Source organism: Kitasatospora sp. NEAU-CNBT7 (assembly GCF_057220535.1).
Map to the genome: position 1 here is coordinate 1 of NZ_JBXQQB010000010.1, position 24654 is coordinate 24654.

Consider the following 24654-nt stretch of genomic DNA (forward strand, 5'->3'; position numbering starts at 1 on the left):
CCCACACCTGGGGCGGGCCTCCGCGGTACCGCCGGGCTCTGCAGGAACCAGCCTCGCCAATGGGGCGACGGCGCACATCGGGGACCGAGCCGGGGCACGATGCCGAGTTCCTCGGTGTCGATGCCACACATGATCGCGGGGATGCCCGCCGACGTGGACGTGGCTCACGGCGGATGCTCCACCACGACTCGCTCCCCCCACCCGCACCGGCGGCCGGATCGAGCAGTTCACGATCCGCCTGCACGTCCCCGCCTGTTCCGGCGCAACGAGCGTGACGACGACGGTACTTACGTCCTGTGAGCCACGGCCCCGCCGACACCCGCGGTCGGGCGAGGGGCGTCACGCCCGACGCCGGCGCTCGAAGGCGGGTGGCTCGAAGGCGGGGACCCGGAGGCGGGTGGCTCGAAGGCGGGTGTCAGGGCGGTTCGTTCACCATCCCGGTCGGTGCGTCGCCGTGGGGCAGGCCGGTGAACAGGCAGTCCCAGCGCTCGCCGAGTTCCTTGAGCGCGGAGGCCGGCGGGTTCCCGCCCGTCCTGTCGTTCAGGGCCGCCATCTCGGCGAAGAAGCCGTCCAGCGCCGGCGAGGTGATGAACAGGAACCGCACAGCACGGGCAGTCCTGGCGCGCGATATCGTCAGCGTCGCTGCTGGCGAGGTCCTGACGGGCCGTCGCAGCCGGAACTCCCTCACGGACCCTTCCCGGAACACGGCCTGCCCGCCGTCTCAGCCGGCAACACTCCGGTAGTGGGTCGTCAGGACGCCTGCGTCGTACAGGACGTGGAAGGCGAGACCCGGGGGCAGGTCGAGGTGGACGTGGTCCGCCGAGTGGGCGCGGTGCTCCCAGGGCAGCCGGAGGGTGGAGACGACGCCGGGTGCCACCACCAGGGGACGGCCGGCGAAGGTTGTCGTGGCCGCGGTGTGGGCGTGTCCGCAGAGGAAGGCCGCGATCTGGGGGTGCCGGTCGACGACGGCCGCGAGTCGCTGCTCGCCGAACTGGCGCAGGCGGTCGACGAACGGGGTGTGCAGCAGGACCGGCGGGTGGTGGAAGGCGATGAGCGCGGGCACATCGCTCGGGCTCCGGGCGAGCACGTCGTCCAGCCAGGCCAGGGTCTCGTCCTCGATGAACCCCTCGTCCTTCCCCGGTATCGACGAATCGCACAGCACGATGGAGAAGCCGTCGGCGTGATGCACCTGGTTGATGGGAGCCGCCGAGCCGGGCTGACCGAGCAGCCCCTGCCGGAAGGCCGCGCGATCGTCGTGGTTGCCGGGACAGACCAGCACCGGATGGCGGGAACGGAGCAGTTCCCGTGCCTGCTCGTACTCGGCCACCAGGCCGTGGTCGGCGATGTCGCCGGTCACCACGACGGCATCGAGGTCGTGGGGAAGAGCTTCGAGGTAGTCCATCACGGCCCTGGTGCGGGCGATGCTGCGCTCGTCGGCGATGTGGATGTCACTCAGGTGGGCGATGACGGCCATGGTTCGAGGTCCTCGCTCGGATGTCCCGGGTCTCGGTACGACCGGGGCGCTCGTCGCCGCGCTCTCCGCGCGGGCTCCTGCGGAAATCTAGGCGGCAACCGGACCATGGGTAAGATCCGGTTTCGTGCCGAATCATTGGTCCAGTGCCGGGCTGGACCTTCATCTCGAGATCGATGCCGCGGGTGGGCGGCGGCTCGGTCTGGAGTCCGCCCTGCGCGACGCGATCCGGAGCAGTCGGCTGGCTTCGGGGACGCGGCTGCCCTCCACCCGCGCACTGGCCACCGAACTGGGGCTCTCGCGGGGCACGGTGACCGCTGCCTACGACCAGTTGGCGGAGGAGGGCTACCTGACCACGCGCCCCGGTTCGGGCACCCGCGTCGCCGAGGTGCCGGCCTTCGGCCCGGTCCCACCGGGCCCCGTTCCCGCGACGGCCGTCCCCCGCCACGACCTGCGCCCCGGGCTTCCCGATGTGGGGGCCTTCCCCGTTCGAGCCTGGCTCGGCGCGACCCGCCGGGTGCTGGCTTCGGCTCGGCCGGAGGTCTTCGGCGCCGGCGACCCGCAGGGACGGATCGAGCTGCGCGCCGCACTCGCGGACTACCTCGGGCGGACCAGAGGAGTGATCACCACACCGGACCGGATAGTGATCACCTCCGGGTTCTACCAGTCGGTGCACCTGCTCAGCAGCCTGCTCCGGGCGGCGGGTGTCACGGCCGTCGCCATGGAGGACCCGGGCCACAACGTCTACCGCGAGCTCGTCCAGCGCGCCGGACTCGCCACCCCGGCTCTGGCCGTGGACCACCACGGCGCTCGTGTCGGGACGCTGCCGCAGGGAACCGGGGCGGTGGTCGTCACGCCGTCCCACCAGTACCCGACCGGCGTCCCGTTGCACCCCCGGCGCCGCCATCTGCTGTGCGAATGGGCGCGTTCCACGGGTGGGCTGGTCGTGGAGGACGACTACGACGGCGAGTTCCGCTACGACCGCCAGCCCGTCGGCGCCCTGCAGGGCCTCGCTCCCGGCCATGTCGTCTACTGCGGAACGGCGTCCAAGACCCTCGGCCCGGCCCTTCGCCTGGCCTGGACGGTCCTGCCACCCGACCTGGTGGGCCCGTTCGTGGAGGCCAAGCAGCAGGCCGACCTCTACACCGAGACCCTGGGCCAGCTCGTTCTCGCCGACCTGATCGCCACCCGCGCCTACGACCGCCACATCCGCGCGGCCCGCCTGCGCTACCGTCGCCGCCGCGAACTGCTGCTCGGACGGCTGAACGGCTTTCCCGCCCTCGCACCGCACGGCGTCCCGGCCGGCCTGCACACCCTCGTCACCCTCCCCGCCCAGGGCCCCTCCGAGGACCGGCTCCTGGCCGAATGCGCGGCCCGGGGCATCGCGCTGCGCGGCCTCACCGAGCTCCACCACCGGCCGACGGCCGGCAGACCGGGCCTCCTCGTCGGCTTCGGCGCCGCCACCCGACACGGCTACCCCCTCGCCCTGGACGCCCTGATGTCCGTCCTGGCCGACATCGCACGCTGAGCCCGAGCCGTACCGGCTCCCAAGCGCCCCGGTGAGGGCGTGCGGGGCGAAGGCCGTCGGGCCGGGCCGCGAGCGGCCGGCGCCGCCTCGGACCGCGCTCCCTGAGCCGGGCGGCCGAGAGCCGAGCCGGACCCCGGCCGCGCGCAGCCGCTCGGTGAGGCGTCGGGTGACGCCGCTCGCGCCGATCTCCTCGGCCCGCTGCAACGCCTCGCGGCCGTGCCTGCGTGCCTCGTCCCGCAGGCCCATGGCAGCGGCGGCGACGGCGGCCGCCTCCCGGGCCGCGAGTTCGATCAGCGCCTCGCCGATCCCGGCGGCGTCGTGCGCGGCCGAGCATGCTGCGGCCGCCGTCCGGCGCGGATCGTCCCCGAGCATTCCCTGTGCCAGGTGCGCCGCCGGCGCGAGGGCCGGGCTCAGCGGGTGGGGCAGCCGCGCCAGGTCGGTGGTGATCAGTGCGCGCAGTTCCTCGTCGCCGGCGCGCCGTGCCACCCGGGTCAGTTCCGGGGCCATCAGGGCCAGCCAGGTGAGGGCGTGGTGGCGCGCCGTGGTCCGCCGGACCCGGGTGGCGAGGCGGGCGGCGTCCCGGTGGCGCCGCCGGGCTTCCAGCAAGGCGACCTCGGCGCGTTGCGGGTGCGGGAGGCCGAACTGCAGGATCTACGGTGTCCGGTCCCCGCGCGGTGAACAACCTCGCGCTCCAGTCGCTGGTCGCCACCCTCGCCGCCAACAAGTCCCTGGTCGACGAGAACGCGGTCCGCTCCGCGGTCGCCGAAGTCCTGGACCGATCGTTGGTACCGTGCCGCATGACACCAGACGAACCGGTAACCGTCCTGCGCGACGGCCGACTGGCAGCGGCAGGAGTCCGCCGCGGCGACGTCGTCGCCTACGACTGGGGCTTCCACCAGGACGGCACCGACCACATCCAGCGCACATTCGTGCTGCTCGACGAACACATGCAGATCAACCAGCCCGTGGCGTTCCCGCCCGAGCAACACGGCTGGTGGTACTGCGACCTCGTGAGCCTGGAATGGGACGGCAGCACCCTGCTGAAGACCCAGGACATGTGGATCGACGTCATCGTCGGCCCACCCGACCACCCCTACCGACTCCTCGACCTGCACGACTACGCCGAAGCCCTCACCGCGGGGCACCTGAGCCCCGCTCAGGCCGCCGGCGGGCTGACGCACATGCAGCACTTCCTCGACCGACGACTCAACCGCCGGCACGACGTCACGAAGACCTGGCCGGACTTTCCACCCACCGAAGTGGAGGAACTCCTCACCATCGAGCTGCCAAAGAACTGGCGGTTTCTCGACTGGCTTGATACGTGAGCTGTGGCTCTGGCACGAATTCTGCGGTCGATCACGCTGAGTGATTGTTGATCTTCTTGGCTCTCCTCGTGAGGTCGAGCCGCTTTGAGGTTGCCGCAGGAGCAATCAACTTCCTGGCTCCGGGAACTTGCTGGCGTCTGCGAGCGGCGAATCGTGTCGGTCTACCCTGCGGGATATGGATCTGGACGCTGAACTGACCGCATTGGCAGCTCAAGAGGACCTTCCCGCCCATCTGGTATGGCGATTGCTGCGGCATCCTGCGGCTCGCCGCGCGGCCGCCTTGCGGCGCCGGGACCTCAGCGAGGAGCAGGTTGAGGTGATCATCGCGCTCGGCTCCGCACGATCCCTCGCCGCCAACTCCTCCGTGTCGGCCTCGATCAAGGCTCGCCTGGCGGAGCACCCGGAGTCGGCGGTCCGGTGCGCCGCCGCTGCCAATGCCACCGACGAGCCGTTCGGGCTGCTGGCTCGTCTCGCCGAGGACCCGGACCCCATGGTGCGGTCGTTCCTGGCGATGAACGAGCATCTGCCGACGGAAATCGGATCCCGTCTTGCTGCGGACCCGGACCCCAGCGTGCGGGAGTGGGCCGTTCAGTACTGCCGCAATGTCCCAGACGTGACGCGCCGGGCGTTGTTCGCAGATCCCGAACCGGGCGTCCGTCGGTTCGCAGTCGTCAGGTGGTCCCCTCCTCCTGAGATGCTCTCTGCCCTGCTCGCCGATCCGTCGACTCGTGTCGCCAGCGTTAGGCACGCAACCCCGTCCATGCAACTGGCCGGCGATCCAGATCCCGCTGTGCGCACTGCGGTTGCCGCTCATCCTGAGCTGCCGGACGGCCTGCGCGAGCTGTTGGCCGGGGATCCGAGCCTTCGTGTCCGCAACGAGATCGCAAGTCGCCCGGACACTCCGCCAGCGCTGCGCGAGCAGATCGAGGCCACTCTGATCACCGATGACCCGGCTGAGGCATTCGTCCTGGCGTCCCGCCGCCACACATGCCCCTCAGCAGCCCCCGCCCCGCCTGCGCTCACCCACGAGCAGGCGGAAGCACTCCTGGCCAGAGCTGGCTTGTAAACCGGGTTCCCGAGGCGCCCACGCCGATGACGAACCGCGCTCACAGGCACCTGATGTCGGTGCCCGACAGCCACAGTTCCCTGATCAGGCGAGCAACACCCGCTTGCGGAGCAGATCAAAGCCGGCGCGGCCGTACATCTGCCGCTTGAACATCTTGATGCGGTTCACATGGCCTTCAAGCGCCCGAGCTCCAGGGCAGGGTCATGTCGGCGATCACCAACGACGGTCCGCAGGCAGGCGCGGTGGCGGGTACTCAGGTTGAACTCGCCTTGTCGTGGGCGCTGACGGACCTTGATCCCTGAGGTACGACATCGGGGTGCGACACGCGCAGGGGGGACGAGTTCACTGCGCAGGAGCAACAGCGTCGGGAACGGATACGCCTGGAGGCCGCTGAGCGGCTTGGACGCGAAGACGGCAACAGGCTGGTCGCCACTGCAACCCGTGAACAACGTCGCCAGGCGGCTATGACCGGTGCGGGGTGTCTGCCACCCGGCTCTGACCGATGGTGTGCCGTCAACGGCCTCGGACGGTTGTCTCTGCTGCCTCGACGCGCCTGCGCAGCAGGTAGTCGATCGTGGAGAGGCGGCCCCAGCCGGGGCTGTTCATGTTTTTGATGCCGGAGCGGATCTCGTCGAGGGCTGCCTGGCCGCGTTCATCGCCGCGCAGGGCAAGGCCGGCGGCGGCTTCCAGGTGGGCGTCGAAGTACGGGTCCGTCAGATGCGCAGTGAAGAGTGCCCGCAGCTCCGGGGTGTCGACGTCGGACATGAGGAGTTTGCTGAGCGCGTTCGCCCGGGTCACGGGCACGGAGTCCCCGGCTAGGTGCACGAGGGCGGCGAGGGCTTCCTGATGCCGGGCGGTGTTGGTGTGGAGGATCGTGGAGACGCTCGCCCGGACCCCGGAGTCGGAGTGGTAGGCGTGGGGCAGGACCGCTGCGACGGTGTCTCCCGAGTTGTTGTAGGAGGCGAAAGCGCCGATGACAAGCGCGAGCGTGCGCGGGTCTTGCTCGCTGCGGAGCAGCGGGCGCAAGAAGTCCTCGGCTTCACGTTCGAAGGGGAGCGCGGCGTCGTCCGGGAGCGAGAGGAGGCTGAATGAGATCGCCAGTTGATCCATCGTGTTGATGCCGAACCGCCTGCGGTCGGGGCCGGAGGTGTCCCGGGCGGCTTCGAGAGCCCAGTCAAAGGTCTCCTGGTCGGTGCGGGTTCCCAGGTGGAAGACCGAGACGAACCAGTCGTCGTGGTCGGGGTCTGCATGCACAAGAGCACGGGCCATCAGCTCATCCGGCGAGTGACGGACGCCGAGCGCGGCTTCCATGTCGGTGACAATCGCCCAGTGCGCGGGCGGCGGATCAGCCTCGCGGCCGACCCCGGATGCGAGCGCGTCCTGCGCGATGCGCAGCGCGCGCCGGTGCGGGCTGCCGCTGCTCAGCGGGTCGTCGTTGCGGGACAAGAGGGCTTGCAGCACGAGGAACCGGCCGTTCTCGGCCGCCCACGCCACGGGGTCCATGCCTCCGTCCCAGGGGCGCGTCACGTCCACGTCCCAGAGGACTAGGTGGTCGACGACCCGCTGGCGTCCGATCCGCGCGGCGGCGGCCAGCAGGGCCACGGCGTCATCGCCGGCCCGTTCGTCCGTGGTGGCGTCGAAGAGGGCTTCGAGCACCGTGTCGTCGTCTCCGCGTTCGACAGCGGCAAGCAGCAAGGGCAGATCCACCGGCCGATTGTGCCTGGACGCGTGACAGCGGTGCGAACGGGTTTTCAGCAGGCGCGGCGCTGGTCCTCAGTACTGTGCCGTGGGTGGCCGGCTTGCGAATCAGTCAAGGCTGTGGCAATCGGTCGAGGTCTCCTGTCAAAGGGCAGCGGCCGCGCGCGGCGGCCTGGGACAAGGGTGGGACTGTCCTACTCGAGTTGAACTCGTGGTGTCTGTGGTCAGGATGGGGCGAGGCTCAGGCCAGTCCCGGTCAAGCAGCCGTCGATGAGGTGTGGGCGGTACTGGATCTTCCGCAACCCTCGTCTGACCGTCCGCACCAGGTGCTCCGGGGCGGCGGAGGCGACGTTGGCCCGGAATCCCCGCCGGAGCAGCGGCCAGATGCCCTCGACGGGGTTGAGGTCCGGTGCGTACGGAGGCAGCTGGTAGACGGTCAGCCAGTCCTGTGTGGCGATGAACTCCTCCATGCCGGCGGCCAGGTGGGTGTTCAGGTTGTCCCGGATCAGGACGGTCGGGCCGTCGAGCCGGTTGTGTGCGGCGACGACCAGGTCGCGGTAGTCGGTCCAGGCGAAGCCCTTGCGGCCCTTGCTCCGGCCCTGGCCGTCGTCCAGCCTGGGTCGGTGGATCAGCCGGGATCGTTCGCCGGGCTTGTAGCGGGTCAGGGCGGCGATCGAGACCCGTCGACGGGAGCGGCCGCGCACCCGAACAACAGGTGTGTGGCCGCGGCGTCCCCAGGTGCGGGCCCGTGCCGGCGTCATCGAGACGCCGGCCTCGTCCTTGAGCACCAGCACGGACCGACCGGCGCCCCGGACTGACCGGCGGCCCGGGCAACCGACCTGCCGCACCCGGACCCCGGCCCGGGCGGGCCGGACCCGCGGACCTCCACGGGCAGGCGTCCCCGAGGGAACCTCCCAGGTCACCGGCCCTGGAGGTCGGGCTCCGGGGACGTCGTACTACTGTGCTGTCTGTCAGTCACGTGGCACAAGGGGGAGAGTGCGTGGCCATCGAGCTGCCGGGCGAATTCGTCTGGGTGATGAATCTGATCGGCCTGAACTGGCCTCAGGTCAACGAGGACGAGGTCCGCGAGTTCGCCGCTCACATCCGCGACTTCGCGTCGAACATCGACGGCACGCACATGGCTGTCACCGAGACCATCAGGCAGATGGGTGAGGCGTACCAGGCCGCCTCCTACGACGTGCTCGTGCAGCGGTGGGCCGCGATGTCCTCCGATCACATGACCGAGATCGTCGAGGTGTGTCATGCCGCCGGGACGGTGCTGGATGTCGCCGCCGATGCCATCGTGGCCGCGAAGCTGGCGGTCATCGCCGAGTTGGGGGTGATGGCGGTCGAGTTCGTCGCCACGCAGGCCGCCGCTGTGGCGACGCTCGGGGCGGCCGAGGCCGCCGAGGCGGTGCTGATCGAGGCGACGAAGCGGGTGGTGAACGCACTCCTCCAGCAGTTGGAGGACCAGATCATCGGCGAGCTGATGGAGCAGATGTGCGGCCCGCTGGAGGCGGTGGTCGAGCGGGCGTTGAGCGGCCTGGTATTCCAGGGGGTGGAGGCGGCGCTCGGCGCGGCCGGCGCGGGACCCGCCGCTGACGGCTTTCGGATCCATCCGGAGAAACTCCTGGAGCACGCCCAGGCCCTGCACGGCCATTCGGACGAGATGGCCGGTCACGCCCAGCGGTTCGTTGCGGCCACCGAGGGGATGACGTTCGAATGAGCAATGCCATTGCCAAGGGAATCAAGAAGTCGGCCGCCAAGGTGACCAAAGCGGTCGGCGAGGACATCGGCAAGGCGGTCAGCGGGGCCGTCAAGCAGGTCGCCCACGGCAGCGAGAAGGTGGCGAAGAACACCGCCGAGGCCGAAGAGGCCCATCTCAAGCATCTGCAGTCGATCCACGTGCCGAAGTCGACGCTGCAATCGGCCAGGAACGGCATGGGCTCGACGCCCGTCTACCGCATTCGCGACGACCGGGTGATCGAGCGCCTCACGCCGAACGGGCCCCGGGCCCTGACCGCCGACGAGCGCAAGGGTCTGCCGCTGAAGCTGAACGGCAAGGACCAGGTCGGCAAGCGGCCGACCGGCAAGAAGAACCCGTACAACCTGAAGGAGCTCCCGAAGGGCGGCAACCGGCCGAAGAAGCACTCGGACCAGGTCGGCTTCGACCACGACGAGTTGTCACGGGCGACCCAGCTGGCCCGCCACGAGGACCAGAGCTACGGGAACTACAGCAAGGACAAGGACACCGACAAGTACAACTTCAGCAGCAACAACTATGCCGCGGTGAGGCACGGACAGGAAGGGGACCCGGGGGGATTCATCCTGGTGGGGCGAAGTCGATTCCCGACCCACTCCGAACGTATTCTCGGAATCCCGTTCCTCCAGGCCGGTGATCCGAACGGCATCACCGCCCTCTACACCGAGCGAGAACCCTGCACGAGCAGGGCCAACTGCAGTGCGTGGATGTGCGACCATCTTCCCGGCCACGTCCAGGTGAGCCACACCGTCGAATACGGGTTCACCGATGAATCGCAAAAGCGCGGCAACGCGCAGATGGAGAAGCATCTGAGGGACTTGAATCCCAGGCCCAGTCACCACGCCTTCAGGTCCAAGTAGGGACCCGGCGGAATTGGACCTGAAGGTGGTTCATAGTAGGCTGAAGCGCGGGCGTTCAATATCCGAAATCGCATAGATGGGCAGTGTTTCTGATGGCTTACCTCGTCGGCCGGGCCGAGCTGGAGTCGGTGTTCCCGCCGGAGCTGCTCGTCACCCTGGACGCAGCGGTCGCGCAGGACATCGACCACGGACCGACGCGGGACTTCCTGGTCGGCGTCGGGCTTCCCGACAAGCCGGCCGCCTGGTTCGAGGTGAGCGAGGAGGTCTGCGACGGGGAGTTCGAGATCGGTTTCGAGGAGATCGCCGACGACCACCCGGGGCTGCCGTTCGACCTCTCCCGGTGGATCAACCTGGGCGGGCTGTCCTACGACGACATCGCGCTGGACTCCTCGACCGGCGCGGTCTACTGCCTGCCGGACGACGGCGGCGCCCCCTACCTGCTCAACCGCAGCCTCGACGCCTTCGCCTACTTCCTGTACCTGCTCGAGGTGGAACGGCCCAACTACGACTTCGAGGCCGGCGACGGCACCTTCGAGGAGGGGGCCGAGCGGCGGCTGCGGGCACGGATGGAAGCGGCCGACGGCACGGCGTTCGCCCACCCGGAGTCCGCCTGGACCACCGTGCTGCAGTACGTGTCGACCAAGCTGCAGTAGCGGCCGCCGTTCCCGCGCACAACCTCACGTCCCGTCAAGGAGAGTCCGTGACCAGTCCCAGCAGCCCCCTCGTCGACCGGTTCGGCGAGGACGGGGTCCGGCGGTTCGGCAGCGCGTCGGCCGCCGCCCGCACAGATGCCCCGGCGCCGGCCCGCGTCGCCGCGCTGGTCCTCCCTCTCCAGGTGGGCCCGTACTTCCACACCATCGAGGGCGAGCCGATCCCGCTGCGCGAGTACGCCGAGGACATCGGTCAGCCGCTGGACGCCGAACACGCGGACTGGGCCAGACTCGGTTCCGACCGGGCCTACGACCTGGTGACCGCCCCGGACGGACGCGTACAGGCGCTCCTGATCGGCTACGACGAGCCGCTCAGGTTCGTGAACTCCTCCCCGGAAGCCCTCGCCGACGGCCTGCTGGGACTCGACGTCCTGCTCGACACCCTCGGCTCCACCGACGACCCCCAGCTGGCCTCGGCCGCCTTCTCCGCGTTCGAGGAGCGCCTCCGGGAGGCCGACCCCCAGGCGTTCGCCGACCGGGAGAGCTGGTGGCCCCTCGTTCTCGACGACATCCGCGACACCGCGGGCGCCGAGTCCTACGCGTCCTTCGAAATCGTCAACGACGAGGGCGAGAAGGAGATCGTCACGTCCTCGGGCGCGATCTGCCTCCACCCGGAGGAACGCCTGTGGAGCAGCCTGGAGGCCGCCGGTGTCCAACCCGAGCAGGTCACCCGCATCCACACCGAACTCGAGGCCTGCTCCATGCCCGGCCACTACTGCTCGATGTGGCTGGCCCTCATGTTCCCCGACGCCACACTGACCCACAACTTCCCGTACGGCGAGAGCGCCGCCTCCCGGCACGACGGCATCCGGCAGCTGCTCGCCGCACAGCGAAGCGGAGGTGTGTGAGCCCGTGACCTCCCCCGCCCTCAGCGGCTGGCCGGCCGCCACCGGCTCCGCCGCCCGGCACGCGCCGGCCCTGCTCGACTGGGCCTGGCGCCAGGACGCCGACTGCCCGCGCGTGTGCCTGCTGACGGGCGGCCGGCAGACCGGCAAGAGCCACCTCCTGGCCTGGCTCCTCGCCGGCTCCGACAGCGACGCACGCACCGTCGTCCACGCAACCGTGCCGGCCGAGGGGCAGACGGCCGCCACCGTGGCCTGGGAACTGGGCCGCCAACTCGGCTACGGCCCGCTGCCGCCCGCCGAACTGGTCGGCCGGGTCGGCGCCGATCCGCGCCCCGTCCGGCTCCTGGTGCCCGATCTGCACCGGGCCGGCCGGGGCCCCGCCGACCTGCCCGCCGCCGACCCCCGTACCCTCTACGACGAACTCCTCGCCCCGCTCCTCGCGCTGACGCACGTACGGGCCGCGATCGAGGCGGGGCAACTTCCCCTCCCGAACCTCGACGAGGCCCTCGTCCTGGACTTCGGGCCCCAGCCGGTCTCCCCCGGCCACCACGAGGCCTCCCGGCACCCGAGCCACGCCACCACGCCGCCGGACATCCCGGCCGGCCGGACGCGGGTCCCCGCCCCCGCCACCGCCCCGGCCGCCGGGCCGGACCCGGCCCGCACCGTGGACTGGCGCAGCGCGTCCCCCGGCGAACGCGAAACGGCACTCGACCGGGCACTGGCCGCCGGAACGGCCGCCCACCTGCTCAGGGATCCGGGCTTCCTCGTGCACGGCTCGGCCGCGGCCATCACCGCGACCCTCGCGGATCCACGCATAACCGCCCCCGAGAAGCTGCGCGCCGTGTGGAACCGTGCCGCACCGCAGTTGTCCTCCGCCGAGCCGTCCGACCCCGAACGAGGTGCACTCCTGCACCTGGCGGCTCTGGGCAGCGACCGCCGGCTGAGTGAGTTCCTGCGGCCCCTCGCACAGGCCAACACCTGGACCGCCCGGTGGAGCCACCCGGGACGGCGGACCAGCGCCATGGCCGTGCTCCCGGCAGCAGGCGCACCGGACGGGCGGGTCGCGGCCGCGGACCCCGTCGGCCGCATCTGGCTGTACGACGCCACCGGCGGGGCCGCTGCCGGACGCCTGTCCACGGACCCGAAGATCCGACCCGTGCACCTGGCACCGGCCGGCACCGCCTGTCTCATGGCGCTGGAGGCGGACGGCACCCTCCGTACGGTGCCGGTCGACGGGTCGGCCATGGCGCCGGCCGGCGCCGACTTCCTGGCCCTCCACCACAACGCCACCGGTCTGGCCCGCAAGGGAGACCGGGTCACCGCCGTGGCGGGCGACGGCGACCGGGTGGTGGTGGGAGATGCCCACGGGCGCATCCACCAGTGGTCCCTGACCGACCCGCACACCGGTCCCCGCACCGGCGACCTGCACCGGAACGCCGTCACCGCGCTGGCCTGCCTCCTGCTGCGCGGGAGCGGAGTGACGCTCGTGATCAGCGGCGGCCTGGACGGAACGGTGCGGCTCTGGGACTCCGCGAGCGGCGAGGCCATGCCCGCTCCGGTGGAACGCCGCAACTGTCTCCCGACGGCCCTCGCGCTCGCCGACACCGAGGCCGGTCCGGTCCTCGCCGTCGCGTGGGCCGACCGCCGGCTGCACCTGTGGCAGGTGTTCGAAGGCCGTATGACGGCCGTGCCGCTCCTCTCCGACGCCGACGCCCTCGCCCTCACCACCAGCGGCGTCCTGCTCCTGGGAGGGCCGGAGGGCAGCACGGCCCTGCAGCTCGACCTCGACAGACTCTGGGGCTGAGGGCCGACGCCTGCCGGAGCAGGCGGGTCCCTGCCCGGAGGTGCGGACGGACACCGCCGGACGTCCGGCCCGGGCCCCACCACCGCCGACGCCACCGCCGACGCCGATCCCGGGAGCAGCGAGCACCGAGCACCGAGCACAGCCGGAGCGTTCTGAGGTGGGCGACCGCGGCTCGGTGTGCTGCGCCGGGTGTCTGCTGGCAGCGCGCTGACGGGTGCCGGACGATTGGGCCGACGGAACCGGAACGGCAGGGAGGTGGTGTGGGTGGCCGGGCCCGAGGATGATGCCGCGGACGGGCTCTACGCCCTGCCGGTCGGCGAGTTCACCGCGGCACGGGACCGTGCGGCCGCCCGGGCACGGCAGGACGGGGACCGGGAGCTGGCCGCGCGGCTCCGGAAGCTGCGCCGGCCCACCGCGGCCGCACATGCCGTGAACCTCCTCGCCAGGAACCACCCCGTGGAGCTGGCCGACCTCCTCGACCTCGGGCGGGCCCTGCGGACGGCGCAGCAGCGCGGTGACGGCAAGGTGCTGCGTGAGCTGTCGGCACGCCGCCACCGCGCGGTCACGGCTCTCACCGCCCTGGCTGCGCGGGACGCGGTCGGCCGCGGCGAACACCTGGGCGAGGCGCAGCAGCGCGAGGTCGAGCGGACGCTGCGGGCCGCGACGGCCGGCGAGCAGCAGGCGGATCTGGTCGCCGCGGGTCGTCTCGCCTCGGCCCTGGAGGAAGCACCTTCCGGTCTCCCGGCCGCTCCCGCCGACGGTCGACGCGGGGAAGCGGCCGGTTCCGACACGCCGGGCCCGGCCGGAGCGGCGCCTTCGACCGGGGCCGACGACCGCATCGACAAGGCCGCCGGGCCGCTGCGTGTCCGCCGGGATGCGGCCCGTCGGGCACTCGAGCACGCGACGGGCGAGTACGAGGCTGCGCAGGCCACGCTCGAGGCGCTCGCCCGGCGCCAGGACGAGCTCGCCGGACGGCGCGAGCACGGGGAACGGGCGGTCGAGGAGGCCCGGCAGGTGCTGCAGGCCGCCGAGGACGCGCTGCGTGCCGCCCGGCACGCCGAGGAGCGCGGCCGCGCGGAGCACAGGCAGGCGGCCGAGCGTGCGGCCGGGGCCCGGGCACGCGTACAGGACGCCCGGCGCACGATGGACGGACTCGACGCCGGTTAGCGGGCGACCGGCGTCCCCCGACGCGGCGCAGGCTCCCGGTGGGTTTCCGGTTGCGGCCGACGGGACGGTCGGTGCCCGGTGGAGGGCGGCGCGGACGTGGACCTCCGCCGCCTGTCCGAGGGCCCCCGGCTGCGGGCAACCGACGCGCGCAAGGCAGCGGCGTCAAAGGGGCAGCGACAGGAGCGTGTAGCCGCCGATGTCGGTGTCGTCGCAGACCTGGGTGAGGCGGTGGACGAGGGCCGCGTCGCCGGTGGCGCCGAGGGGGGCGGTCAGCTCGACGGTGGCGGCCCCGGCGGCGGGGAGTACGGCCTCGGCGATCGGCCGGCCGAAGTCGTGGCCGGGTGCGCGGCGGTCGCGCAGTGCGGCCAGGACCTCATCGGGGTATCCGCCGCAGCGGACGTCGGGGTCGGGGGCCGGGTCGCCGATCTGCAGGCCCTGGCCCGGTTCCCGTGCGGAGACCTCGGCGCCCAGGGCGGCGAGCGGCTCGGCGAGGACCGGGTCGTCGACGTGGAGCAGGGTGTCGGCCGGGGTGAGAGGCAGCCCGAAGCCGGGGATCCGCTCGAACCCGGTGACCTGGAAGGTGCGCACGCACAGGATCGTGCGGGCGTCCTCGCCGAACGGGTTGGCCAGGGTGAGGACGATCCGCTGCGGCTCGCCCTGCGGTGGCAGCACGGTGACGTTGCGCTGGCCCACGTGCCGGTCCAGGTCGGGGCGGAAGGTGCTGGTCAGCGGGTCCGACAGCGAGGCGACCTCGACCACCAGGCATTCGTGGCCGCCGTTGACGAACAGCGGGGTCCAGGGCGTGGTGCAGACCAGTGTCTCGGCGAGTCCCGCGGCGATCGGCGTGCGGTCCGAGGTGCCGATGAAGGTCGCCTGCTGGGGCGTCAGCCCGGCGGACGGGTCCGCCCACCAGAACTGGGCGCGTACGCCCGGGGCGGCCGCGTGGCCGAGGTTCTGTGCGGTCACCGACACCGTCACGGTGTCACCGGCCTGTACCCGGCCCCAGGTGTCGGCGGGAGCCACCGCGATGTCCGGGCAGGCGTAGTAGACGGCGCCGGCGGGCAGCGGCCGCGATCCCTGGTCGCCGGGTGCGGCCCGCACGACGAGCCACGGGGTGTAGGTCGGAGGTGGTCCCTCGCCCCGGGGGCGGCGGGGGGTGTCATCGGTCGGCGGGGTCATGGCGGGCCTTTCTGCTCATTCCCTGACGACGGGGCCGACCTGGCCGGCCGGGTCGGCGAAGACCCAGGTCGGCCAGCCGATGCCGCGGTCCCCGCCGAGGTCCCACTCGGGGAGCTGCGCCGTGGGGCTGCCGATCAGGGCGAGCGCCACGTCCACGGCGTTGCCGAAGGCGCCCTGCGGGATGCCGCCGGACTCGGCGCGCTGCATCCGCAGCTCCCACTGGGCCGCGTCGAGGACGGTGGGCTTGCCCCCGGGCGCGGCGAGCGGGTTGTTCTGGGTCGAGGGGAACCGCGGTACGGAGGTGGGTCCGGCGTCGGTGAAGCTGAAGCCGTCCACGAAGTGCAGCGGCCACCACGGCCCCTCCGGGTACGACATCTGCGCGGGCGGCTCGAGCGGTTCGGTCGGGTACTGCGGCCAGTTGCTCTCGTCCGGCGGCACCGGGCTCCACAACGCGGCCGGGTACCCGTCGCCCTCCTGCGCCGAGGGGCTGCGGCAGGTGCCGAGCCCGCTGTCCGGCGGGACGATCGTGCCCCAGGTCTGGAACTGGATCTCGTTGTGGGCGAGTTGAACCGCGTACGGCGGTCCGAGCCCGCTCGTGCTGAGCAGGTCGTGGAACGCGTTCTCCAGGCGGGCGAGGAAGGAATCCGTCCAGCCGGACTGGCAGCGCAGGTTGTCCCAGTCGGGATCGGTGGCGTCGTCCAGCAGCTCGACCGCCGCCCAGATCAGCGCCGCCGCGGCGGCCAGCCCGGCCAGCAGGTACTGCGCCACGCCGAGGATCGCCGCCACGATGGCGCTCGCGATCTCCGGGATCGAGGGATCGGGCTGGGTGATCGGCGGCTGGGGAACGGTCGTGCCGCCGACGACCACGCTGCCGTCCGCCTCGACCCAGTCCGGCCGGTCGCCGCAGGCGTCCGGCTCCTGGATCCGGTGGGGCGGCATCGAGCCGAGCAGGGCGGCCGAGCTCATGATCCAGGTGGTCAGCCAGGTCATCGCGTACGCGCCCTCGAGGCCGGGCCCGTCGACGCCCGGCGAGGCGGGGTCGCCGACCGCGTCGTGGTAGCTGTCCAGCCAGAGCGTCACCAGTTCGGGGGGCAGGAAGCCGGTGAGGGGGACCTTGTCGCGGACGGCGTTCAGCACGAGGTCGGGTGTGATCCCGCCGATGGCGAACCGGTCCTGGAGCTCGGAGCCGGCGATGTCGTCCCACGTTCCGCACGGCGGGAGCGGCACCCGCCCGCCGGTGCCGGGCGGGAAGACGATCTCCTCCCCCGCGGCGCGCACCCGCTCCCTGGTGCGGTAGTAGCCCCACACCCAGGCGTCCACGTGGTGCGAGACCCAGCGGTGGCGCCACCAGTGGGTCCGGTACGGAGCCCCCACGACGCCGTTGATGAACGGGTTCCCGCACAGGGCACCGGCGTACCCCACGGAGGTCCCCAGGCCGAAGGCCCGGATCCGTGGGTCACCGGAGGCGGCGGCCTTCTGCCGCAGCGCGTGCCAGAAGGTCCCGGTGCGGTGGCCGTGCAGGGTGTCGCGCGGCACCCACTTACCCGCCGGCGGGGCCTTGGGCAGCGGCCGGGTCCCCAGGATCGCGTCCTTGAGCGAGGAGCGCAGGCCACTGATCGAGGAGAACTGGCCCTGCAGGACGGTCACCACGTCGGGCAGCCCCTGCAGGTCGTCCTTCATCGACAGGAGCGCCAGCTGGTCCTTGTCGTGCACCGCCTTCTCGAAGCGGCCGAGCACGTCCTTCAGCGTGCGGAGGTTCGCCGCCATGCCCGGGGTACCGGGGGTTCCCGCCAGTAACCCGAGGATCGGCGCCCACACACCGAACATCGGCGCGCTCGAGCCGCCCGCGGACGGGTGGGTCGGCAGGAAGTCGCCGAGCGCCGGGCCGAGCGCGCCGAGCCGGAAGAACGGCAGCCCGGCGTCGTCGGGCACCGGGCCGCCGCCGGAACGAAGGGAGCCGAGCACGAGATCTGCAACCGTCAGCTGCGTGGGCACGCCGGTCACGACGCTTCACCTCTTCACCGGGGGGCCGACGGCGGCCACAGGCGCTGGCGTTGCGTCATGCTCCGCCGCGGGCCGTACGAGCGCGGTACTTCCACCGTGCCTCGCCCCTCGCACCGACGCAATCGGGGCGGGCGGGCACAGCGAGTGGCCGCCGGGCGGGCGCAGCACGGTGGGCGCGGCAGCAGGCGGCGGGCAGTCGCTCTGGAGAAGGCCCGCGGCGAGAACCCCCGACCAATGGCCGTTGACACGCACCGTGTCCTCCTGCGGCCCGGCCGGTATCAACAGAGTGCGGCTCGGCAAGCGGCCCCATCCCGTTCCCGTCGACCCGGTGTCCTGGACCGTGCTGCAGCGGTGCATGGCCCACCGAGCGGACCGGCGGACCGGCAACCCCCACGTCACGGTCACCAAAGGAACGAAGGCGGGGCGAAGACCCACCTCAACTACCTATCTCTCCCATGTCCTTGACGAATTCGGTTTCCCTCTTCGGATGATCCGCAGCACCCGCCTCGTCGACCTGGTAAACACCCATGACCCCAAGCTCGTCGCCGCCTCCTTCGGCTTGGACGCGCAGGCCGCACTCATCTACCTTGCCGACCACGTCGACGCGACCTGCCTGCCGGCCGGCCGGCACGGTGAGGCGTCGACATTGCCAGGTCACTGAAGCCGAAGGACTCCTGGGGCGCGTTCCTCGAAGATCTCGACCAGCCAGTCGAAGACGGTGGACCCGCGCCCGTCACGAGCCGCGGCCAGTTCCTCACTGACAGCCGGACGATTCGTGGGATGGCATCGTGCGAGACGAAGTTCCAACTGGCGGGCCGTCTCCGGATATCCCAGATACTCACGGGACGCCGTGTGGTCGTGCCACTCGATGAGGTAGTCATCGTCGTCGGGCTGCCCGAAGCCCCCGCTGAGGCAGTCGGCGAACGCGTCGAGGTTCTTGCCGAAGTAGCCGCCGGGCCCGTTGACGGCCTCACCGATGAGTCGCCAGAAGTCCTCCAGCGTTCTGACGCTGGTTCCGTCCAGCACGTATGTCTCCGTCATGATCCGCAGGATACGTCCACGAGGCCTGCACCAGCGCGGACCGCCTCCACCGTGAACCCGCCGTGCGCGGCCTGACCGTCAGCGGGCGGACCGCCGACGGCGACTCGGTCGACCCGGGCCCGGCCGGGTGGAAAACGGGGTGCAGTGCCAAGCAGCGGCAGAGCAGCATGGCGGACGCAGTGCACGTCCATCCTGTTGAGAGGTTCGAGCGCATGACGGAGCAGCGGTCGGTCGAGGTCGAAGCCGTACGGGCCGTGGTCGAGGAGTACTACGGGAAGCGGATCGGTTCGCTGCGGATGTTGATCGCCGGGATTCCCGCCACCCTGGTGGACGCGGTGGAGCCGCGGCTCGGCCGACTGGAATCGGAGGTACGGGACTGGCGGGCGGGCGCGCGGTTGCCGGACGAGGTCGTACTCGATCTCTACCTGGACACCCTCGACCCGGAGCAGCCGGAGGACGACCTGCGGCCGTTGGCGGACGCTGCGGCGGAGGACGACCGGCAGGCCCGGCTGACGGTCCGCCGAGGACTGGTGGCCCTGGAGTACGGCCTCGAACCGGACCCCCACGCACCGCCCGCCATCGGCGGCGCGCCCCGCCGGCCGGCATGGCCGCCCGTTCGGCTCGGCGACTTTCTGGCCGCCGAATTGCGCCGGGCCGAACAGTACGTGCTGGAGCAGTACCGCCGCGCCGTCCACGCGGCGCTGACCGCGGCACAGGTCGACCCGATCGAGGCGGAGCAGGAGGGCCTGTACTTCCCCTTCGCGGCCCGCGACCCGGACCCGCTCGCCGACGGCCACCCGCCGGTCGCCGCCGTTCCCGCCACGCGGTGGCAATACAAGCACGGCGTGGAACTGAACTGGGCGAACGACCGGGAGGGCTGGGCCCACGGCCCCCTGGACATCTGGTCCGGGGCGGGCTGGGAACTGCACGAACCGCTGCCGCTGCCGCTGTTCGCCCACCCCGACGACATCGTCGCCGTCGTACGGCAACTGCTCGCCGGTGACCTCGCCATCGCCCCCCGCACCCGGGAGTGGGAACACGCCGATGCGCTGGCACTGCTCCGGGAAGAGACCGAGGTGCTGGAGCGGGTCAACCAGGAGCGCGCAGAGGCGTACCCGTGGCTCCGCTAGGAGCTGTCCGGCCGATCATGTGACTTTCGTCTTCCCTGGCCGTTGGTTCGGGCATGGGGCGGGGTGGTCCGACAGACGCCGAGCGGGAACGGCTTCGGCCGTTCCTGCCGGTCAGCAACAGGCGTTGTGGCCGGTGGCGGCACCACCGGCAGGTGATCAACGGGATTCCGCACCGGGTGCGGACCGGGATGCACTGGCGCGACCTGCCGGAGCGGTTCGGGCCGTGGAATGCGCTCTACGAGCGCCATCGGCTCTGGTCGGCCGACGGTACCCAGCGCCGCATCAGACAACGTTCGCCCTGTGGCACCGCTGGAAAACTCGTCAAAATAGTGTTCTCGCCGGAGCCCTGGATGGCCCCGTCCTGGCTCCTGACGGACGGCTGGGCGGACGCGGGGTCGGGGTCTGGAGTGGGTTGCTTGCCGGTGTCCTCCGGGGCTCGCAGCAGCCCGTTCCGGGTGTCATCATATGCGGCCTGACCTGGTCTTTTGCCATCCTCGCTCCTATGATCGACCCCGGTCGAAAGGGGGGCCGGATGGACCGGACCGTACGCACCGTCGAGGACGTTCTCACGCTCTTGGACGGGCTCTTCGCATCTGAATCCGAGGCCGGTCGCTTGGCGACGGGTGACGGCAAGGACTTCTGGGATCGCTTCTACGCCGACCGGTCAAGGCCGGTCCCGTTCTTCGTGTCGAAGCCGGACGAGAACCTGGCCGCCTACCTCGACCGGGGTCTGATCGCTCCCGGCCGGGCCCTGGACTTGGGGTGTGGGGCGGGCCGCAATGCCCTCTACCTCGCCTCGCGTGGCTTCGAGGTGGACGCCGTTGACCTCTCCCCGGTGGCCGTCGCCTGGGGCGAGGACCGGGCTCACGAGGCCGGCCTCGACGTCCGTTTCCTGTGCGGTGACGCTTTCGCCCTCCCTGCCGCCGAGTTGCCCGGCCCATACGACCTGGTCGTCGACTCAGGGTGCTTCCACCACCTGCCGCCCCACCGCCGGGTCAGCTACCTGGCTCTTCTCGACCGCGTCCTGGCCCCCGGCGGCCATCTCGCACTCACCAGCTTCGCAGCCGGCGAGCAAGGCATGGGGTCGGAGCTCGCCGACGCAGACCTCTACCGCCGGCGCAGTCTGCAGGGTGGCCTCGCCTACACGCCCGAAGCACTGCGCTGGATCTTCTCCGACCTGGTCGAGGTGGAACTGCGCCGCATGCGGGAGGAGTCCCCTGACTCGCCACTGTTCGGCGTGACCTTCCTGTGGACCGCGTTGTTCCGTCGGAGTGCGGCTGCCTCAGGCGACGTTCGCCCTGGTGACGACTTCGCGTAGGCGATCGTCCTGGGCGTGCTTGTTCCGCCAGATGATGTAGCGGCGGATCATGCTGCCCTGTTCCTCGTGGCTGGCGTGGTCGGTGCCGTCGGGGGTGAAGTATCGCAGGGCGGTGAACTGGGCCTCGATCCGGTTCAGCCAGGAGGAGTTGGTCGGGGTGTAGGCGATCTCGACGTTGTTGGCCTCGGCCCGGTCCGCGACCCGGCGGCACCACTTCGTGGTCAGGTGCGGCGAGTAGTTGTCACAGACGATCGCGATGCGCTTCCCGACGGGGTGCAGGGAGCGCAGGTAGCGGCAGAACTCCATGAACTTGGAGCGGTTCTTGGTCTTCTTGATGTGGCCGTAGAGCTGGCTCGTGGAGCTGCCCGGTGGGGCCGGGCCGTCGGGGGGTGCGGCCCGGCCGGAACCGGCGACGGGACCAGTGTGGACGTCCCGCCCCGGGCAGCGACCGTACCGCACGCCCCCAGCCCGGCCGGCGCAGACGCGCGGCCGGGCAACAGGGACCGGTCTGCTGGCCGCGACCGGCTTCCCCGGGCCTCCGCAGCGCGGGATGGGCACGTGCCCGGTACCGGCCTGGAGCAAGCTCGCCGCGCGCGATCCGTTCAGACTGTGCTCTCGCCATCAGGCCTGCCGCCACCGCCACCACGGCCGCCGCGCGGGGCAGCGGCGCGGGGCAGCGGCACGGGGCAGCGGCACGGCTGGTCGAAGCCGCCCGGTGAGAGCGTCCTCACCTGCACCCGGACGTGGCCCGGTGGGCGCCTGCGGCGTCCCCGGGGGGCTTACGCGCCCCACGGGTCGCTGTCCCGCAGGCAGCCGAACGCCCGCAGCCGCGAGTCGACGTCCTTCAGCTCCGCGATGCCCGTGCCGAACTCTTCCCACCCACGGGCTTCCACCTCCTTGGCCTGCTCGGGGGCCAAGGTCGGACCGGGGTTGAGGACCGAGACGCGCCTGACGCTGTCCATGCCGGCACCGAGGTGCTGCAAGGCGCTCGACCAGACGGCCTGGGTCTGCGGGTCGGGTATCGGGCTGTACTGCCCGGCCTCGCGCACACCCTGATACGCATGGCTCAGGTCGATGACACCGCGACCGTTGGCATGATCCGTCTGGACCTCCGCGACGGAGCGGATCAGGGCATCGAGCTTGGCAACCCCGCCGGTTCCGTACCAGAGGACGACCTGGGCGGCGACCGGTGTGGCGTCGGTCGACGGCGTGCCGGTGGCGGGGACCGTGGCGACGTCCGACGGCGTGCCGGTCGGCTGGGGGGTCACGCTCGCGGCGGGGCCGTCGGTCGACGGGGTGCCGGTGCCGGAACAGGCGGCCAGCACAAGCACGGTGACGGCGGCCAGCACGGGCGTCAGCACACGGGGACGAAGATGAGAACGCACGAGAACCCCCTCTTGGGCAGCGCTCGGTGCTGCCGTGGACAGGCCGTCAAAGTACCCGAGCCCGCCGACACTTGCGCTCGGTAGGGCTGCGCCGGTCCTACGCCCCGTACCACCGCCCGACGACGCCGGTTGACCTCTCCACCCGTCCCCCCGTCCCCGGGGACTGCGCGCCCCGCGCGGCGGCGCCGCAACCGTGCCGGTACCCCGAAGCGCTCACCCCACCGGCCGCCGGGCGGTGTGTCGGCTCCGCCCGGCCTCTGGTCCGGCCGCAAACGGCCGGGCTGTCCCGTCTGTCGGATCGCCGCGGCCGCCGGCGCAGCCGGCCACGACCACACCGCCCCGGCTCACGACACCGCGCGGCGCCCGCGAGGCGGGGCGGCCCGGAAGGGAAACCGGCCGGGCCGAGCGGTGCTGCGCCGTCGCGCGCACCCGCCGGGCCCTGGAAGTCGGCAACGTCATCCACCTCGACGTACACGCCCCGCGCGGCCCCGTCCGGAGCGCCCGCTGACCCCCGCCCCGAGCGCGCCGACCGGCGCCGCAGGCCCGCCGTCCGCGCCGCACAGCGGGAGACCAACCGGCCGTACCGCGCGTGCGGCGGTGGTCCGAGCCGCCCGATGGGTGGGAATTTCCGACAAAGCACCGGGTATCCGCGGGTGAGGGCCGTACATTCGGCTGTTACGAGCGGTAACTGACGATCCGGTGGGAGTGGTTGTGGCAAACCCCAGCACGTTCGGCACGGACAGCGGTGTGGGATCGACGGTGGCTTTGCTGGAGGCGAAGCTACCCGCCGTACGCGAGCGCCGCCGCGAGCTCGAGGAGCAGCTCGCGGCCGTCATCGCGCAGGAGAGCGCCATGGTCGGCGTGCTGGAGGGCCTCGCAGCGCTGGCCGGCACTCCCGTCGACCACGACGGCGAACCCGCCCTCGCCGCACCGGAAGCGGCGGCGGTGACAGCGCCGTCGGAAGCCCAGGCCGACACCGCCGACCGCGGCACCGCTGACGCACCGGCACACGCCGCCGACGACGAGTCTGCCGGGACGGCAACCACGCCCGCGCCCGGGACTGGCGCGGCCGAGCCCGCCCGTGGGCGTGGCGCCACACGCAAGGCCACGGCCGCCGCCAAGCGCGCCCGGGCCGGGGCACCGGCGGCTGCGGCGACGCCGGACGCGGCACCGGCCGCAGCTGCCGCCACCCGCAGGACACGGGCCAAGAGCCGCGCCGCCGCACCCGCGGTGAAGGCGGCCGGAATGACCGCCACCTCGCCCGCACCGCAGCAGGACCCGGCACCGGCCGCCGCGGCCACGACGCCGAAGGCCCCCGCCCGGGCAGCCACCGGACGCACGGCGAAGAAGACCGCAAAGACCTCCCCGGAAGCCGCGCAGGCCGTGAAAACCGTCAACGCCGTCAAGGCCGCGAGTAGGACAGGCCGCACGACAGTCGTGGCGGCCGGCGAACAGGCAGCCCCGGCCCGCACCGCGACCACCACGAAGAAGACCACCACGAAGAGGGCCACCGCCAAGAAGACCAGCGGCAAGAAGACCACCGCCAAGCGGGCTCCGGAGGACAGCGTGTCCCCGGCGGCCCGTTCAACGAGCGCAGTGGTGCCCGCGCAGGCCGGACCAGCCGACAGCCCGGCCCCGGCCCCGGCCTCGGCCTCGGGCGCGAAGGGCCGCCGGCCGGGGCTGACCGACCCGGCCGATGTCCTCGCGGTCCTGGCCGACGCTTCGGGCCCGCTGCGGGCCCGCGAGGTCGCCGGCCTGCTCGGCCTGGACGGCAGCGATTCCAACGTCAACGCCGTCCGCACCCGCCTGGAGCGCCTCGCCAAGGCCGGGCAGGCGCAGCGGACCGGACGCGGCCTGTACACCGCCGCCACGGTCCCGGCCCAGGCCGCGGGCTGACCGTTCCACAGGGGACGCGGCGGGTGCACGGGCGGCGCCCGGCGCGGTGAGGTGTGTGCGTCCTGTCCTCGGCGGGCGCCAGGCGGAGGCCGGCTCGGCACGGGTGTCCCTGTGCCGGGCGGGCCCGCCCTGTCACCGCCGGGTGGCCGTCAGCCGGGCCTGGGCCTGGGCCTGGGCCCGGGGGGGGGGACCGTCGCGGCAGTCCCGGGTCGCGCTGTCGGCGTGCTGCGGCTCCGGGGCCGAGAGCGGGACGGGCGGCGTTCCCGCGGGCGGGGCGAGGGTGTTGCGCTGCTCGCGCAGCCAGGGCCGCATGGGCGGCCGCGCCCGCCGGGCGCTCCGCGGTGCTCACGGGCTCGCGCCGGGCGGCCGTCGCCGGGCCCACCTGCGCGCCGGGTACGGGCATGCGGTCAGCGACCCTCGGGAAATGCCCGGTGGGCAGCACGGTCCGGGCCGCCGGTGCCCGAG

At 72.2% G+C, this 24654-nt stretch carries 22 protein-coding genes and 3 pseudogenes; 15 read left to right on the top strand and 10 right to left on the bottom strand.

All coding sequences use genetic code 11. The annotated features are described in order from the left end of the window. Window positions 1-415 precede the first annotated feature (415 nt). Window positions 416-604, bottom strand: a complete 189-nt coding sequence (locus AC2TEW_RS15430) for a hypothetical protein (protein ID WP_484623896.1) — start codon at window positions 602-604, stop codon at window positions 416-418. A gap of 117 nt (window positions 605-721) precedes the next feature. Next, the gene (locus tag AC2TEW_RS15435; protein WP_484623897.1) at window positions 722-1474 is read right to left on the bottom strand and encodes a metallophosphoesterase; all 753 of its coding nucleotides are present in this window, start codon (window positions 1472-1474) and stop codon (window positions 722-724) included. A 124-nt stretch (window positions 1475-1598) separates the two neighbouring features. On the opposite strand from AC2TEW_RS15435, the gene pdxR reads away from it, so the two are divergent. The 4 genes from pdxR (at window position 1599) to AC2TEW_RS15455 (ending at window position 5390) form a co-directional block, all read left to right on the top strand. Beyond that, window positions 1599-2999: a MocR-like pyridoxine biosynthesis transcription factor PdxR gene (gene pdxR, locus AC2TEW_RS15440; RefSeq protein WP_484623898.1), complete on the top strand. Its 1401-nt coding sequence runs from the start codon at window positions 1599-1601 to the stop codon at window positions 2997-2999. 216 nt (window positions 3000-3215) lie between these two features. Continuing rightward, a complete protein-coding gene (locus AC2TEW_RS15445) occupies window positions 3216-3677 on the top strand; it encodes a hypothetical protein (RefSeq protein WP_484623899.1) in 462 nt (153 codons plus the stop codon). After that, entirely contained in the window at window positions 3656-4324 is a 669-nt protein-coding gene (locus AC2TEW_RS15450) for a DUF402 domain-containing protein (protein ID WP_484623900.1), read from the top strand. The genes AC2TEW_RS15445 and AC2TEW_RS15450 overlap by 22 nt, the downstream gene beginning before the upstream one ends. 175 nt (window positions 4325-4499) lie before the next feature. After that, window positions 4500-5390 carry a hypothetical protein gene (locus AC2TEW_RS15455; protein ID WP_484623901.1) on the top strand — a complete coding sequence of 297 codons (891 nt, stop codon included), beginning with the start codon at window positions 4500-4502 and terminating at the stop codon, window positions 5388-5390. 513 nt (window positions 5391-5903) lie between these two features. Here the strand turns inward: AC2TEW_RS15455 and AC2TEW_RS15460 are convergent. After that, window positions 5904-7097: a hypothetical protein gene (locus AC2TEW_RS15460; RefSeq protein ID WP_484623902.1), complete on the bottom strand. Its 1194-nt coding sequence runs from the start codon at window positions 7095-7097 to the stop codon at window positions 5904-5906. A gap of 215 nt (window positions 7098-7312) precedes the next feature. Beyond that, window positions 7313-7903: pseudogene (locus AC2TEW_RS15465) on the bottom strand (transposase); the annotation flags it as partial. 185 nt (window positions 7904-8088) lie between these two features. Here AC2TEW_RS15465 and AC2TEW_RS15470 point away from each other — a divergent pair. The 6 genes from AC2TEW_RS15470 (at window position 8089) to AC2TEW_RS15495 (ending at window position 14236) form a co-directional block, all read left to right on the top strand. Beyond that, window positions 8089-8814 (top strand): WXG100-like domain-containing protein, encoded by a 726-nt coding sequence (locus tag AC2TEW_RS15470; RefSeq protein WP_484623903.1) that lies wholly within the window; start codon window positions 8089-8091, stop codon window positions 8812-8814. Further along, complete coding sequence (locus tag AC2TEW_RS15475; protein WP_484623904.1) at window positions 8811-9710, top strand: nucleic acid/nucleotide deaminase domain-containing protein; 900 nt, start codon at window positions 8811-8813, stop codon at window positions 9708-9710. Before AC2TEW_RS15470 ends, AC2TEW_RS15475 begins: the two co-directional genes overlap by 4 nt. 92 nt (window positions 9711-9802) lie before the next feature. Next, window positions 9803-10363, top strand: a complete 561-nt coding sequence (locus tag AC2TEW_RS15480; RefSeq protein ID WP_484623905.1) for an SUKH-4 family immunity protein — start codon at window positions 9803-9805, stop codon at window positions 10361-10363. A gap of 47 nt (window positions 10364-10410) precedes the next feature. After that, window positions 10411-11268 (top strand): nucleic acid/nucleotide deaminase domain-containing protein, encoded by an 858-nt coding sequence (locus AC2TEW_RS15485; protein ID WP_484623906.1) that lies wholly within the window; start codon window positions 10411-10413, stop codon window positions 11266-11268. Window positions 11269-11272: 4 nt separating this feature from the next. Next, window positions 11273-13069: a WD40 repeat domain-containing protein gene (locus tag AC2TEW_RS15490; RefSeq protein WP_484623907.1), complete on the top strand. Its 1797-nt coding sequence runs from the start codon at window positions 11273-11275 to the stop codon at window positions 13067-13069. A 264-nt stretch (window positions 13070-13333) separates the two neighbouring features. Beyond that, window positions 13334-14236 (top strand): hypothetical protein, encoded by a 903-nt coding sequence (locus AC2TEW_RS15495; protein ID WP_484623908.1) that lies wholly within the window; start codon window positions 13334-13336, stop codon window positions 14234-14236. 162 nt (window positions 14237-14398) lie between these two features. Here AC2TEW_RS15495 and AC2TEW_RS15500 read toward each other — a convergent pair whose 3' ends face one another. After that, a complete protein-coding gene (locus AC2TEW_RS15500) occupies window positions 14399-15415 on the bottom strand; it encodes a hypothetical protein (protein ID WP_484623909.1) in 1017 nt (338 codons plus the stop codon). Between the two features lie 15 nt (window positions 15416-15430). Continuing rightward, window positions 15431-17419, bottom strand: a complete 1989-nt coding sequence (locus AC2TEW_RS15505; protein ID WP_484623910.1) for a hypothetical protein — start codon at window positions 17417-17419, stop codon at window positions 15431-15433. Between the two features lie 487 nt (window positions 17420-17906). On the opposite strand from AC2TEW_RS15505, the gene AC2TEW_RS15510 reads away from it, so the two are divergent. Beyond that, a complete protein-coding gene (locus AC2TEW_RS15510) occupies window positions 17907-18080 on the top strand; it encodes a hypothetical protein (protein ID WP_484623911.1) in 174 nt (57 codons plus the stop codon). Here the strand turns inward: AC2TEW_RS15510 and AC2TEW_RS15515 are convergent. Beyond that, a complete protein-coding gene (locus AC2TEW_RS15515; protein WP_484623912.1) occupies window positions 18074-18460 on the bottom strand; it encodes a barstar family protein in 387 nt (128 codons plus the stop codon). The two genes, AC2TEW_RS15510 and AC2TEW_RS15515, sit on opposite strands and share 7 nt — an antisense overlap. Window positions 18461-18672: 212 nt before the next feature. On the opposite strand from AC2TEW_RS15515, the gene AC2TEW_RS15520 reads away from it, so the two are divergent. The 3 genes and pseudogenes from AC2TEW_RS15520 to AC2TEW_RS15530 all read left to right on the top strand — a co-directional run bounded on the left by AC2TEW_RS15520 (window position 18673) and on the right by AC2TEW_RS15530 (window position 20908). Further along, complete coding sequence (locus AC2TEW_RS15520) at window positions 18673-19590, top strand: hypothetical protein (protein WP_484623913.1); 918 nt, start codon at window positions 18673-18675, stop codon at window positions 19588-19590. Window positions 19591-19643: 53 nt separating this feature from the next. Next, window positions 19644-19880 (top strand): annotated as a pseudogene (locus tag AC2TEW_RS15525) (transposase); the annotation flags it as partial. Between the two features lie 242 nt (window positions 19881-20122). Continuing rightward, the gene (locus tag AC2TEW_RS15530) at window positions 20123-20908 is read left to right on the top strand and encodes a class I SAM-dependent methyltransferase (protein ID WP_484623914.1); all 786 of its coding nucleotides are present in this window, start codon (window positions 20123-20125) and stop codon (window positions 20906-20908) included. Here the strand turns inward: AC2TEW_RS15530 and AC2TEW_RS15535 are convergent. Beyond that, window positions 20873-21259, bottom strand: a pseudogene (locus tag AC2TEW_RS15535) (transposase); the annotation flags it as partial. The gene AC2TEW_RS15530 and the pseudogene AC2TEW_RS15535 sit on opposite strands and share 36 nt — an antisense overlap. 428 nt (window positions 21260-21687) lie before the next feature. Then, on the bottom strand, window positions 21688-22257 hold the full coding sequence (locus AC2TEW_RS15540; protein WP_484623915.1) for a hypothetical protein: 570 nt from the start codon (window positions 22255-22257) through the stop codon (window positions 21688-21690). A 747-nt stretch (window positions 22258-23004) separates the two neighbouring features. On the opposite strand from AC2TEW_RS15540, the gene AC2TEW_RS15545 reads away from it, so the two are divergent. Then, window positions 23005-24189 carry a hypothetical protein gene (locus AC2TEW_RS15545; protein ID WP_484623916.1) on the top strand — a complete coding sequence of 395 codons (1185 nt, stop codon included), beginning with the start codon at window positions 23005-23007 and terminating at the stop codon, window positions 24187-24189. Between the two features lie 132 nt (window positions 24190-24321). Here the strand turns inward: AC2TEW_RS15545 and AC2TEW_RS15550 are convergent, their stop codons facing one another. Further along, on the bottom strand, window positions 24322-24501 hold the full coding sequence (locus tag AC2TEW_RS15550; RefSeq protein ID WP_484623917.1) for a hypothetical protein: 180 nt from the start codon (window positions 24499-24501) through the stop codon (window positions 24322-24324). Window positions 24502-24654 lie beyond the last annotated feature (153 nt).